A 13061-nucleotide genomic window follows, 5' to 3' on the forward strand; every position below is an offset into this window, starting at 1 on the left:
AGGCTGAAGCGCGTTCAGAACGTCAGTGCGTTGGCTGTCATCCTATCCCCCAAGAGTGGAATAATCAAAATCGCTACGCAAGCGACAGTGTTTCCGTGATCCATATGAACGACGACATCTGGCCATTGCCTCTTGTGGCTAAGGCGCTATCATGACGGTGCTATTGGACGGTTAGCTTTGGGAGGAGCGATACGTGAGACGCATGTGGCCAGACGAATTTGCCTTTCTGCTTGACGGCGCGGAAGAGGTAGACCTGAATATTCCACCGGTGGCACACGAAGATGGCTCGCCAGGAAAAGCGACATCAAGAAAAGCCCTGAAAGCCCGGATCAGCCAGCAGGATTTCGAAAAGATTTGGTCTCTCGCAGAGGCCCGCTATCGGCTGGACGGCAAGTTTTCGGGTAAAGCCATTACACTCATCGCCAACAATCCCCATTACCAGAAATGGCATCCTGCCGACGGCGGGAGCGTCGAAAACATGTCTGATAGTGGTCACAAATACACGACGAACTACGTCATCGTGCATTTCCTCATGGATGACGTTCGCGAACCAGTCGAAGCGTGAGGTTTTTCACGTGGTGGCCCCTGCCGATGGCTGGAAGACCACTTCCGATACCTTAAGACGATGCATTCATAAACTCAGCAGCGCCGGATAACTCCTTGGCGCTGCTTTGATTGGCTATTCCACCATCGCCGGAGCGGAGCGTAACGTATCGATGCCGTAGAAATCGGCGGGCCGAGAGATCAATCCGAATTGGTCGCCAAAGAGTTGCATTTTTTTCGAACTCGCATATAAGCGACACAACTTTAATTTTCTGGAAGGGGAGCGGACCGATGCAAAATATCTCTTCTCGCCCCATTGGGGTCTCGATCTAACTCAGTTTGTACTGAGATTGATCGTTCGAACTGCCTTCAAAAAAGGCAAATAGCGAACACCCATCCAGAGTTTACTAATATGGGCAATTTTTCCGAGGATGCTTCGGCATCCCCTCAGTCGGCATGTTCGCCGACTACAATACATCTTCACTTCTCAAACAGAAGCTGGATCGACGGCGCAGCCCTCGACCAACTTGAAAAAATGGCGCAGTTGCCGGGTGTTAAAACCCTCGCGGCCTTTCCTGATCTGCATCCGGGGAAATACGGCGCGACTGGTGTCGCCCTTCTTTCCGAGAAGTTGCATCCGCTATTGATCGGTAACGACATCGGCTGCGGGATGTCTTTTTTTGAACTTGATCTTCCAACCCGGAAACTAAAACTGGACAAAGCAGCAAACCGCCTCCGACGCCTGGACACCGTCACAACTGACAGTCCATCAGTCAGGCTCGAAGAACTTGGTTTGCCAGACGACCTCTTCCCAAATGCATTGGGGACGATAGGCGGGGGCAACCACTTTTGTGAATTGCAGGCCGTGGAAAGCCTGAACACCGAAACCGACGCGACACCCATGGATAAGCAGAAGCTTTATCTTCTGGTCCATTCTGGTTCCCGCAGCTTCGGTACGGATGTGTTTTCCAACGTTCTCTCAAGTAGTTCTGATGACCTGACAAAGGGACTTGATCCACTGGCTGAGAGCGCAGTTCATTGGCTGGACAAGCACAACCAATGCTTGACGTGGGCATCGCTCAATCGTCGTTTGATCGCTGAAAAAGCGGCATCCCTGCTCAACGCCGACATTCGACTAGTGACAGATATACCGCACAACCTTGTCCGGCGGGTTAAGGATGGCTTCGTCCATTACAAGGGAGCGGCTGCAGTGATGCCCGGAGAGCTTGCGCCGATCGCAGGATCACGGGCAACGCTCAGCTACATCGTAAAAGCCACCAGCAAAGTCACCTGCTCCCTGGGAGGAATATCTCATGGTGCCGGCCGAAAATATGACCGCGCCACAATGCATGGCCGCATCGGCAAAACTCGCTCCGAGCGTGATCAGCTATTACGAAATGACTGGGGTGGCATCGCGATCTGCGATGATCGAGATCTTATCGTCGAGGAAGCCTCATCGGCCTACAAGGATGCAACGCAGGTTGTTGCAGATCTTAAGGCGGCGGGCTTGATTGACAGTCTCGCTTCCTTGCGGCCGCTTATAACCTACAAGAAAGCAATAGGAGAGGACAGGATCGTCCACCATACCGACAAGCCAAATCATCGTCGCGAAGGAGGTCGCAAGCATGAACGATATTGATCTGCTTATCACCGCCGGCACGGGGCCGACCGAGTGCCGGATTGCGGTCAAAGCACTTCTGGACATTCTCCAGAAAGAGGCCCGGGATCGACATTGTCAGTGTGAGGTGAGTCTGGGAGCCACGCCGGATGCACATGGACCCAAATCTGCCCTCGTGAGCCTGGAAGGTGAACGTGCCCGGCAGTTGGCCGCAGAGTTTTGTGGAACAGTCAGGTTTCTGTTCAAGAGCCCTGTCCGCCCGGGCCACAAACGACAGAACTGGTTTGTCTCCGTACAACCAATTGACGTCAACAGTGGCACCGATGTTGAAATCGATTCCAGTGATTTACGTTTCGAAACGTTGAGGGCCGGCGGCCCAGGCGGCCAACACCAGAACACGACCGATAGCGCCGTTCGCGCGATCCACGTTCCGACCGGATTGTCAGTCATTGCCCGAAACGAGCGGTCTCAACATCGAAACAAAGCTCTTGCTGTCAAACGGTTGACATCCCTGCTGCAACACCTTGAAGATAGGAAAACGGAGATGGCAAAGTCAGAGCGTTTCTATGCAAATCGTTCAATCGAACGCGGAAATGCCGTGAAGACTTTCAAATTGTAGCCTGGAAAGCTGGCGCATCGGCTGATCGTCGATGCGCCAGAAAGACTGTCAAAGAATGCGCAATTTGATCACGGAAGCGCGAAAAATGGCTTTACCTTCTCGTACATGCGAAACCGATCGATCGGGGCCATATTTACATAATGCGTGGTCATGGCTTCAGGCGTTTCCACATGAAACGGTGCGTCGATGGGACAAAACATCAGAAGTTAGTCAATGCTGTGCAAAAAAGAGTGCTTCATCAAGCGCTGCTGGATCGAACACAAACAGAAACGTCTGAGATAGGGCCAATTGCCGCCAAATCAGATCGTGAGACAAATTAATGCCGCAGCCGTGACATTACACGGCCGGCGTATCCCTTGTGCGGCTCAGGCACCCCTAGGGCAGGCGGCAATGATAGGCATCGTCGTCTGAATTGACCATATTCAGTGCTTATCGCTCTGCGGTTTCGCATCCGAATTGACTGAAGGAAGAAAGAACTCGACGTCTTCCAAAGTGTCCTCATCCAACCCGGCAATGTTCTCCAGCCAGAACGCCTTGGCGGCTGGTGGGTCGTCCTGATACTGACGCACGAACGTTTTGTCATCGTCAATCATCACTTGCCTCGTGCCCCCGAGCCGCAGGTATTCTTCGGCGAGCCGGCGTGTCTGTGTCATTTCCATATCAAAGCCTCCCGACAACGAATTTGGTGACGATAATCCCTGAAGAGGGACGGAGTGCACTGGACAGGTAAGAAGCTCGTCTGCCGTTTCGTTGGCCATCAGGAGAAAACGGAAAAATCCTGATGTTCTTCGGCGCTGTCATGTCCGTTTGACACAGTGAAACTCCTGTGATGCAAACGCTGTGGAATAAGGATAGTTCCTATCCAACCACATGTATCTGTCGCAGCTGCTGGGCTTAAACATGGGAAGCATATCGCACGTGCGACCTGGAAACTTCAGCGAGCCACCTGCCTTAGAACCGTGACCAGGCTCTCGACATCGCGCGGGCCATTATACCTCAGGCCATTGATGAATAGGGTCGGTGTGCCGTTCACACCGCTTCTGAGACCACCTTGGAAATCATCCTCGATCTTGCGGTCGAAACGACGCGCCAGGATCTGTGCGGTGTCCGAAGAAGGAAAACCCAAAACGTCGGCATAACGGCGCAGATCTCCATCCGTCAGGGCCTGCTGGTTTTCGTAAAGAAGGTCGTGGGCCTGCCAGAAAAGTCCGTGGCTCGCCGCTATCTCGGCAAATTCGGCGGCACGCATGGCATGTGGATGCATCTCGGCCAAAGGAAAGTTGCGGAATACGAACAGCAGTTCGTCTCCCATAGCGCTCTGGACAGCCTTGAGAACAGGATAGGCCTCGCCGCAATAGGGGCACTCATAGTCGCCATATTCCACCAGCGTAACGGTGGCGGAGCGTGAGCCCTGGACATGGTCGTATTCATTCACGGGAATAGTGAGCCGGCTCATGCGTTTATCTCCTGCAGAGAAGGAACAGCAGCGATGGCATCAAGTGCGTCAAGAATACCATCGGCACCGGGGTTGATGCCGAGAGGAGAAACGTAACTCCAGCGAATGACACCGCCGGCATCGATCACAAACAAGGCGCGTTCAGTTATTCCGTCCGCATCCCGGTAAACTCCGTAGCGGCGCGCGACCTCGCCCTTCGGTTCGAAATCGGCCAGCAATGGGAAATGCAGGTTGCGGGCTGCGGCAAATGCCGCGTGGCACCACACACCATCCACGGAAATGCCGATGAGTTGTGCGCCGCGAGCGTGAAACGCCGGAAGTGCGGCATTGTAGAGCACCATCTGGTCACCGCAGACCGGGCTCCAGTCGGCCGGATAGAAGGCCAAGATGACCGGCGCTCCCTGAAGATCCTCCAGCGCTACAGTCTGGTCCGGCGTCGAATGCAGGCGGAATGCGGGAGCGCGGTTTCCCGCCGAAAGCGCCTTGCTAGCGTTATGTTCAGACATGATTTCATTTCTCCTATGGCCCACATGCATGCGGGAACCTGCGGTCAAATCCGGATGATGGTTTCGGATGCCAGAGGATGCGGCTTTTCTTCGACGAGAAGCGCTTGATCCTCGGGAGCGTTCTGCAGCAAGGGAAGTTCAAGCTGGATATCCTCCATCTCAGGGAGGCTTGCGATGCCGTCTCGAAGAGCGGGATCGTCACAAGGTGTTTTCAACCGCATCGGCAGCTCCTCATCACCAGGGAAGCTCCGCTGCCCGCGTTTTTCTGCGCGGGCAGCGGCGCTTTTCAGATCCTCAAGCCTTCACGAAGGCAAGAAGGTCGGGATTGATGACATCCGCGTGGATCGTCAGCATACCGTGCGGATAGCCATTGTAGACCTTCAGCGTACCATTCTTCAGAAGCTTGACCGACAGTTCTGCGGAATCTGCAATCGGCACGACCTGGTCGTCGTCGCCGTGCAAGACGAGCGTGGGTACAGTGATTGCCTTGAGATCGTCGGTCTGGTCGGTTTCGGAGAAAGCCTTGACGCCATCATAGTGAGCCTTGGCGCTGCCCATCATGCCCTGTCGCCACCAGTTCTGGATCACACCGGGATAGACCTTGGCGTCCGGACGGTTAAAACCGTAGAACGGGCCGGCCGGCACATCGACGAAAAACTGGGCCCGGTTGTCAGCGACCCCCTTGCGGAAACCGTCAAACACTTCGATCGGCAAACCGCCTGGGTTAGAGGCGGTTTTCAGCATCAGCGGAGGAACGGCAGACACCAGCACAGCCTTTGCCACGCGTCCCTGAGGCTGGCCAAATTTGGCGACGTAGCGTGCGACTTCGCCGCCACCCGTCGAGTGGCCAATATGAACGGCATTCCTGAGGTTCAGGTGCTCGAAGACAGCTGCGGCATCAGCTGCATAGTGGTCCATATCATGACCGTCGGAGACCTGCTGTGAACGGCCATGACCCCGGCGGTCATGGGCAACGACACGATAACCGTTCTGAATAAAAAACAGCATCTGGGCATCCCAGTCGTCGGACGACAGTGGCCAGCCGTGATGGAAAACGATCGGCTGGGCATCCTTCGGACCCCAATCCTTGTAGAAAATCTCTACGCCGTCTTTGGTTTTTACGAATGATCCGGTCATGGGAAATACTCCTTCGTTCGGTGTTTGGGTGTTTTTTGAAAAAGCGAGCGACGGCACGGTCATCGCGGTGGAAAGGACGGCACCGGCCAGAAGGACATGCCGTCTGGAAATTGCCAGTTCGATTGGGTTTTCGATCATCTCACCGCTCACGGCGCGTCGTCTCGAACAGGAACCAGGTGCGACGCTCTGTCTCGTCGATCCAGTTTTCAATCAGGCTGGTCGTGGCGTGATCATTGTGTTCCGACGTCAGTGTGTGCGTCTGCCGCAGGATCGCTGTCAGTTGCTTGTTATCCTCACGAAGCTCGGCCAGCATGTCCTCCGGCGAGACAAATTCGGCATCGTTATCCAGAATGCGCTGAAGGCGCCCGATATGGCCGATCGAACGGATGGTCGTGCCGCCAATTTTGCGGGCACGTTCGGCAACGTCGTCCGTCATCGCGAAAATCTGCGCGCCCTGCTCATCGAGCAACGTGTGGTAATCGCGAAAATGCGGTCCGGAAACATGCCAGTGAAAATTCTTGGTCTTGAGGTAGAGCGTGAAAACATCCGCCAGCAGCGCGGTCAGCGCAGCGGAGATTTCCCGGGTCGCATCAGCGCCGAGATCGGTTGGCGTTGCCAGTGGAAGCTTGCGGTGTCTGGTAGCTGTGATCGTGTCCATGATCTTTCTCCTTTGAGCAAATGACGGCTCGTTGCTGAGCGCTCATGTTGCTGCTGTCTGATCTGCCTGAAGGATAGGTAGAAGCAGGGGTCCGGAGAAATCGGCTGCTGGTACAGTCGATCCGATACCTAAGTGTAGTTTCGACAAATCCCGGCACGGCGTAGCTTTTGGTCATCGCCTCCCCCTCGAAGGCGACTGGCTCGTCAAAGCCAACAACTCCGGTGTCCCTCCCCTCCTCCGGAGCCGCGGATCATCCCCTCGATCCGCCAAGGCCGTCTTCCGCCGCCCGGAGACGGCCTTTTTTTTCGCCTCGAGAACCTGCGAAAAACTGGCAACCTATGCTTGGGTATTATGTTTACCCCGCGCGATCGCAGCTATTTTGAGCGCGCAGAAACCCCGCTCAACACCGGTGAAGCTTCAAGGAGTTGCAGAGATGGAAGATCAACGCCCGGAAGGTATCGAACAATATGATCAACCCGCCGGTGGCTGGGGAGCGCTGAAAGCTGTCGCCAAGACGCTCGCGCACCAGCAAATCGTCGCGCAGGGTACGATGACATTACTGAAGGCGAACCAGCCTGAAGGTTTTGACTGTCCTGGCTGCGCATGGCCTGATCCAAAACACACCTCATCCTTCGAGTTTTGTGAAAACGGCGCCAAGGCCATTACATGGGAATCCACCGCCAAACGATCGGGACCGGAATTCTTCGAACAGCACAGCGTTTCCGAACTGTGGGAATGGACCGATCACAATCTGGAGGATGCCGGCCGCCTCACCGTTCCGATGCGGTACAACGCCGAAACCGATCGCTACGAGCAGATTGACTGGAATGATGCTTTCAGCCTGATCGCCCAGGAGCTCAACAAGCTCGACAGCCCGGATGAAGCCGAATTTTACACATCTGGCCGCGCCTCCAACGAAGCAGCGTTTCTCTACCAGCTTTTTGTCCGCGCTTATGGCACGAACAATTTTCCGGACTGTTCCAACATGTGCCATGAAGCGACCAGTGTCGGCCTGCCAAAATCGATTGGCGTCGGCAAGGGCACCGTCACGCTGGAGGATTTTGACCACGCCGATGCCATCTTCAGCTTCGGTCACAACCCTGGCACCAATCATCCGCGCATGATGACGACGTTGCACAATGCTGCCCGGCGGGGCGTGCCGATCGTCGTCTTCAACCCGCTGAAGGAAAGGGCGCTGGAACGGTTTGCCGCCCCGCAGGACCCGGTAGAGATGGCCACACTGTCTTCCACGCAAATCGCCTCCGCCTACCATCAGGTTCGCACCGGCGGCGATCTGGCCGCCCTCAAAGGCATTATGAAAGCGGTGTTCGACATGGATGCCGAAAGCCTGGCAGCAGGTGGCGAGGGTGTCCTCGACCGTGCCTTCATTGCAGAACACACAGCAGGCTTCGAAGCGCTTCACACCGATATCGACAACACGTCCTGGGAAACGATCTGCTCCGTCAGCGGGTTGACGAAAGAGGCGCTCGAAAGCGTTGCCCGGATTTACGCAAATGCCTCCAATGTCATCATCTGTTACGGCATGGGCATCACCCAGCACGCCAAGGGCACAGGCAACGTGCAGCAGATTGCCAATCTCCTCATGCTTCGTGGCAATGTGGGCCGCGAGGGTGCCGGAATAGCTCCGATCCGTGGCCACTCCAACGTGCAGGGAGACCGAACCGTCGGCATTACCGAAATTCCCAACAAGGCGCTGCTCGATGGAATGGAGCGCGCTTTCGGCTTCAGACCCTCCGGGGAAAAAGGCCATAACGCCATTGAATCCATCGAAGCGATCGCGGCTGGAAAATCGAAAGCGCTGATCTGCCTTGGCGGAAACCTCGCCGTTGCCATGTCCGACCCGGGTGTGACATTTGCGGGCATGCGCAGGCTTGATCTTGCTGTCCATATCGCAACAAAACTCAATCGCTCACATCTGCTGACCGCCAGAACCTCCATCATCCTGCCATGCCTCGGACGCACAGACCTCGACACGCAGGCTTCGGGACCACAGGCCGTCACCGTCGAAGATTCCATGTCAATGGTTCATGCGTCGCGCGGTTTTCTCAACCCGCCAGGGGAACTGCTGAAGTCCGAACCGGCCATCATTGCCGGCATTGCCAGGGCAACGCTTGGCAACCGCCACGGCATCGACTGGGATTGGCTGATCGCAGACTACGATCGCATTCGTGACAAGATCGAAGAGGTGTTCCCCGACTTCCGTGATTTCAACAGGAGGGTGCGGGTGCGGGGAGGCTTCCGCCTTGATGTCGCCGCTTCCTTTCGTCGCTGGAACACGCAAAGCGGCAAGGCGAACTTTCTGATCTCAGCCGGGCTCGACGAAGATCCAAGGATCGGCAATCCCGATGCGCTTGTGCTGACGACAATCCGCAGCCATGACCAATACAACACGACGATCTATGGCATGGACGATCGCTATCGCGGCGTGTTCGGTCGCCGCGATGTTATCTTCATGAACAAGGACGACCTTGCAACGCGCGGCCTGAAGGACGGAGACAGGATCGATATTCATGGCCTCGTCGCAGATGACACCGGAAAACATCTCGTACAGGGCTTTACCGCTATTGCCTACGACATCCCCAGGGGGTCGGCTGCTGGGTATTATCCCGAGATGAACGCCGTCGTCGCGCTCAGCCATTACGACCGGCTGTCCGGCACACCTTCCTACAAGGGTGTCCCGGTCACCGTGACTGCGGCAAGCGATTGACATATCGGATTGTTCACCGGCCCCCGTTTCAACTCGAAACCCTGTCGCGATGGTGACGGGGTTTCATTCGTTGGTGTCTCGCCATCTCCCGCAAACCTGTCCATTCCGATGGCCCAACTACACCTTGGTATGATTCAGCCCGTGAAATCGAGAGACTAGCCTGATCGCATCAAAAACGTGGCCGATCTTCAGGCGGTCAGATGCGAGGTTTTGTCATGTACGAGGATTCCATAACAGGTTTCGCCGAGTCGGGTGCCCATAAGGCGCAAGTGGTAAGAAAACAGCTTTTCGCCTTTCTTACGGGCGCGGCCATGGCCGGTGCCTATATCGGTTTCGGCGATATCCTGATGTTCACCGTCAGTGCTCACGTCGATCCCGCCTGGAGCCATCTGGTGATGGGAGCGGTCTTTTCCTCCGCGCTGACAATCGTGGTCTTTGCCGGTTCGGAACTGTTCACGGGAACGGCAATGTATATGCCTCTCGCGTTCCTGATGGGGCGATCGGGCATTGCAGACGTGTTCCTCGTCTGGTGCAGCGCATGGCTCGGCAATCTCGTCGGCGCGGTTCTTCTTGCCGCCCTGTTCCACATGGCAGGTGGCGGCGTGTTGCTCGGCGATGGCAGTGCGGCGTTTTTCGCAGCCGTTTCCGCCAAGATGTCTGCCGGATCGACCGAGCTTTTCGCCCGTGGCATCCTCTGCAACTGGCTGGTCTGTCTGGCAATCTGGATGGCAGGACGCACCGAAAATGCAGCAGCAAAGATCATGCTGATCTTCTGGCCGATTACCATATTTGTGGCCGCCGGCTACGAACACTCCGTGGCCAACATGTTCACATTCTCGATGGCATTGTTGGGCGAACATCCCGCCAATGTCACGATTTCCGGTGCAGTACATAACCTTGTCTGGGTCACGCTCGGCAACCTCGTCGGTGGCTCCGTCTTCATGGCGCTCGGTTACTGGGTGCAGTTCCGCAGCAGTGGTCACGTGTCCTTTGTTCCTGTGCCCGCAGCACTTGGCGATAAAGCCCGCGCGGGCCGCAACAAGGCGTAACGTCGATGAATGACCGGAACGATCCTTCTCCTCCCCCGACACCCACCATGACGCGAGCCGGCATCAGGCGGCTGACAATCCCGCTGTTTGCCATCGCAGCCGTCATGGCCTGCGTCTCATGGTCAATCAGTGACTGGGGCAAATGGGTTGCGGATGCCGCCAGCCAGACAACCGACGATGCCGTTGTCGGCGCCGATGTTTCAACGCTCAGCGCGCAGATCAGCGGCGTTCTCAAAAGCCTTCCTGTCGCGGACTACCAGAAGGTTGCCAAAGGGCAGGTTCTGGCTGAAATAGACCCCAGCGAATATGATGCGGCGGTGAGCGCTGCCGAGGCAACCCTCGACGCGGCGAACGCCTCGGTGGCTAACCTTTCCAATCAGGTTGAATTGCAGAAGGCGGTCATCCGGGTCGCTGAAGCGCAGAATGCCTCGGCACTGGCGCAACAGACCCAGACACGCGCAGAACTGCAGCGACAGAATGATCTCGGTGTCGCGACGTCCGAGCACCAGCGTCAACAGTCTCAATCGGCGTTCCTGCAGGCGGAAGCCGCGGTGAAATCGAGCTCGGCTGCCATTGATCAACAGCAGGCACAACTAAAGGTTCTTCAAGGGGAACTGCCGCTTCTTGAGGCTCAGGCGGACGGCGCTCGCGCCAACCTGCAGACGGCTTTGATCCATCGAAGCTACACACGCATAACAGCCCCTTTTGACGGAGTGCTGAGCCGCAAACTCGTTCACGAGGGCGATGTCGTCAATGCAGGTTCCGGGATCGTCTCTGAAGTTCCCCTGCCGCATGTCTATGTTACGGCGAATTTCAAAGAAACCCAACTTGCCCATATGGCGCCGGGCAACCGTGCAGACGTGACCATCGATACATTTCCCGGAAAGACACTCCACGGAAGGATCGCCGCGCTGTCACCCGCCAGTGGAGCAATTTTCGCACTACTGCCAGCCGACAATGCCACCGGAAACTACACAAAGGTTGTCCAACGCATTCCACTCCGCATCGAACTTGAACCGGGCCAACCTGAGATCGACCTGCTGAAACCGGGAATGTCGGCCATCGTCACGGTCGATACCTCTCATCAAGACATATCTCGGCGATGACAACGCGCATCTTCGGACCTGTCACGAGCGGCATCAACGCCAGTCGCCCTGTGCTCATCGTTGCAGCGCTTCTGCTGGCGTCTTTTGTCGTCGGCTTCGACACCCGTGTCTTCGCCGTCGGGCTCCCGGATTTGCGCGGTGCGTATTCGCTTAGTGCCGACGAAGCCTCCTGGCTGAACACCATCGCCAATTCACCCCAAATCCTCGTTTCGTCGGCAATTGCCTGGCTCGTCACGGTGTTCGGCATACGCCGTATCATGATCCCCTCCGCACTGGCCTATGCCGTGGTGTCCTGGGCAATTCCTCAGGTGCCGGGAGGAACAGCTCTGCTCGTTTTGCATGCCGTCAGAGGACTGCTGCTCGGGGTTTTCATCCCCGCAACGCTGATGGTGGTCTTCCGCAATCTTGCGACAAGATACTGGCTGATCGGCATTGCGCTTTATGCGCTGCGTGTTCCCCTGTCGCAAAGCCTCGGTTTCGTGCTCGTCGGCATCTATGGCGACTACCTTGGCTGGCAATGGTTATATTGGCAGGATGTGATCCTTGCACCGCTCATCGCGCTACTTTTGATCGTCGCGGCCCCGAAAGAAAAGATCGATATCGGTCTGCTGGAACACGCCGACTGGGGTGGCATGATGCTGCTCGGAACGGCGATGATGTTGATCTATATCGGCCTGGACCAAGGCAACCGGCTGGACTGGTTCCAATCTGGAACGATCAGCGCACTGATCGCGGGTGGATGTGTGTTGGCTGTCGGTTTTTTCCTCAATGAAAGCCTGGTCAGACACCCTTGGGCACATGCCAGTGTCATTCTGTCACGCAACATCGGCCTGGGTTATGCAGTCATCATCTGCTTCAGTCTGTGCAGTGCCGGTGGCGCGATCGCGGTTCCCGGCTTTTTGCAAACGGTCGGCGGATTACGGCCCATCGCCATCTCCAGCCTCTATTTTACAAGCGCCGTCATACCGGTGCTGCTCTTCACGGTAGCGGCCATCATTCTTCAACGCCGTTTCGATTCCCGCATTGGCATCATCATCGGGCTTCTTCTCATGGCGGCCGGGACGCTCTTCGGCGTTCGCGTGACAGCCGACTGGTCACCGGACAATTTTCAGCCAACGGTTCTTCTTTATACCGCTGGCCAGGCTTTCGCATTTTTCTCGACCGTCGTTTATCTGATCGCCAACTCCGACCCAAAACGTGCGACAGCGGTTTCCGCCTATATTCAGGTCATCAGACTGGGCAGCGTCGAGCTGGCAACAAGCCTGATGACAACATGGCTGCGGCAACGCGAACAATTCCATTCCGCCATTCTGAGCCAGAAGGTGAGCGCTGGTTCGCCTGAACTGCATATGTGGATGGAGCGGCTCCAGACGGTTTTCGGCAAGTCCAGTCACGGCACATTTGACGCCTTGCTTCTCACCGCATCGCAAATCCGGACTCAGGCTTATGTTCTGGCCTATTCCGACATGTTCATGCTGTCTTTCGTTGCCGCTGTGGCAGGTCTTGCACTGGTGGCATTCATGGGAAAAATGCCGTTTGGCCCCCTTCATCCCGACTATGAGCACCAGCAACGCCCGAAAACCTGAGGTACAGACCGAAAAGTCGGCATCTGCTCTCTTCACCCGGAACGCTTTCATCCAA

At 56.3% G+C, this 13061-nt stretch carries 13 protein-coding genes; 7 read left to right on the top strand and 6 right to left on the bottom strand.

The features are described 5' to 3' along the window. Positions 1-202 precede the first annotated feature (202 nt). From FY156_21250 to prfH, 3 genes are all read left to right on the top strand, one after another. Positions 203-565 carry a hypothetical protein gene (locus FY156_21250; protein ID UXS05186.1) on the top strand — a complete coding sequence of 121 codons (363 nt, stop codon included), beginning with the start codon at positions 203-205 and terminating at the stop codon, positions 563-565. A gap of 390 nt (positions 566-955) precedes the next feature. Then, positions 956-2182, top strand: coding sequence for an RNA ligase RtcB family protein (locus tag FY156_21255; GenBank protein ID UXS04038.1), 1227 nt, complete (start codon positions 956-958; stop codon positions 2180-2182). Continuing rightward, a complete protein-coding gene (gene prfH / locus FY156_21260; GenBank protein ID UXS04039.1) occupies positions 2169-2780 on the top strand; it encodes a peptide chain release factor H in 612 nt (203 codons plus the stop codon). The genes FY156_21255 and prfH overlap by 14 nt, the downstream gene beginning before the upstream one ends. Positions 2781-3202: 422 nt before the next feature. Here the strand turns inward: prfH and FY156_21265 are convergent, their stop codons facing one another. The 6 genes from FY156_21265 to FY156_21290 all read right to left on the bottom strand — a co-directional run bounded on the left by FY156_21265 (position 3203) and on the right by FY156_21290 (position 6537). Further along, complete coding sequence (locus FY156_21265; protein ID UXS04040.1) at positions 3203-3439, bottom strand: hypothetical protein; 237 nt, start codon at positions 3437-3439, stop codon at positions 3203-3205. A 275-nt stretch (positions 3440-3714) separates the two neighbouring features. Further along, on the bottom strand, positions 3715-4236 hold the full coding sequence (locus tag FY156_21270; GenBank protein ID UXS04041.1) for a thioredoxin domain-containing protein: 522 nt from the start codon (positions 4234-4236) through the stop codon (positions 3715-3717). Continuing rightward, a complete protein-coding gene (locus FY156_21275; protein UXS04042.1) occupies positions 4233-4742 on the bottom strand; it encodes a redoxin domain-containing protein in 510 nt (169 codons plus the stop codon). The genes FY156_21270 and FY156_21275 overlap by 4 nt, the downstream gene beginning before the upstream one ends. Positions 4743-4786: 44 nt before the next feature. Next, on the bottom strand, positions 4787-4963 hold the full coding sequence (locus tag FY156_21280; GenBank protein UXS03187.1) for a hypothetical protein: 177 nt from the start codon (positions 4961-4963) through the stop codon (positions 4787-4789). Between the two features lie 73 nt (positions 4964-5036). Beyond that, entirely contained in the window at positions 5037-6017 is a 981-nt protein-coding gene (locus FY156_21285) for an alpha/beta hydrolase (protein ID UXS04043.1), read from the bottom strand. 1 nt (position 6018) lies between these two features. After that, positions 6019-6537 (bottom strand): DNA starvation/stationary phase protection protein, encoded by a 519-nt coding sequence (locus FY156_21290; protein UXS04044.1) that lies wholly within the window; start codon positions 6535-6537, stop codon positions 6019-6021. A 433-nt stretch (positions 6538-6970) separates the two neighbouring features. On the opposite strand from FY156_21290, the gene FY156_21295 reads away from it, so the two are divergent. The 4 genes from FY156_21295 to FY156_21310 all read left to right on the top strand — a co-directional run bounded on the left by FY156_21295 (position 6971) and on the right by FY156_21310 (position 13006). Beyond that, positions 6971-9265: an FdhF/YdeP family oxidoreductase gene (locus FY156_21295; GenBank protein UXS04045.1), complete on the top strand. Its 2295-nt coding sequence runs from the start codon at positions 6971-6973 to the stop codon at positions 9263-9265. Between the two features lie 215 nt (positions 9266-9480). Beyond that, a complete protein-coding gene (locus FY156_21300; protein ID UXS04046.1) occupies positions 9481-10314 on the top strand; it encodes a nitrite transporter NirC in 834 nt (277 codons plus the stop codon). A gap of 5 nt (positions 10315-10319) precedes the next feature. Further along, positions 10320-11420, top strand: coding sequence for an HlyD family secretion protein (locus FY156_21305; GenBank protein UXS04047.1), 1101 nt, complete (start codon positions 10320-10322; stop codon positions 11418-11420). After that, the gene (locus tag FY156_21310; GenBank protein UXS04048.1) at positions 11417-13006 is read left to right on the top strand and encodes an MFS transporter; all 1590 of its coding nucleotides are present in this window, start codon (positions 11417-11419) and stop codon (positions 13004-13006) included. Before FY156_21305 ends, FY156_21310 begins: the two co-directional genes overlap by 4 nt. Positions 13007-13061: the final 55 nt, after the last annotated feature.

The sequence above is a fragment of the Agrobacterium tumefaciens genome (assembly GCA_025559845.1).
Taxonomy (GTDB): domain Bacteria; phylum Pseudomonadota; class Alphaproteobacteria; order Rhizobiales; family Rhizobiaceae; genus Agrobacterium.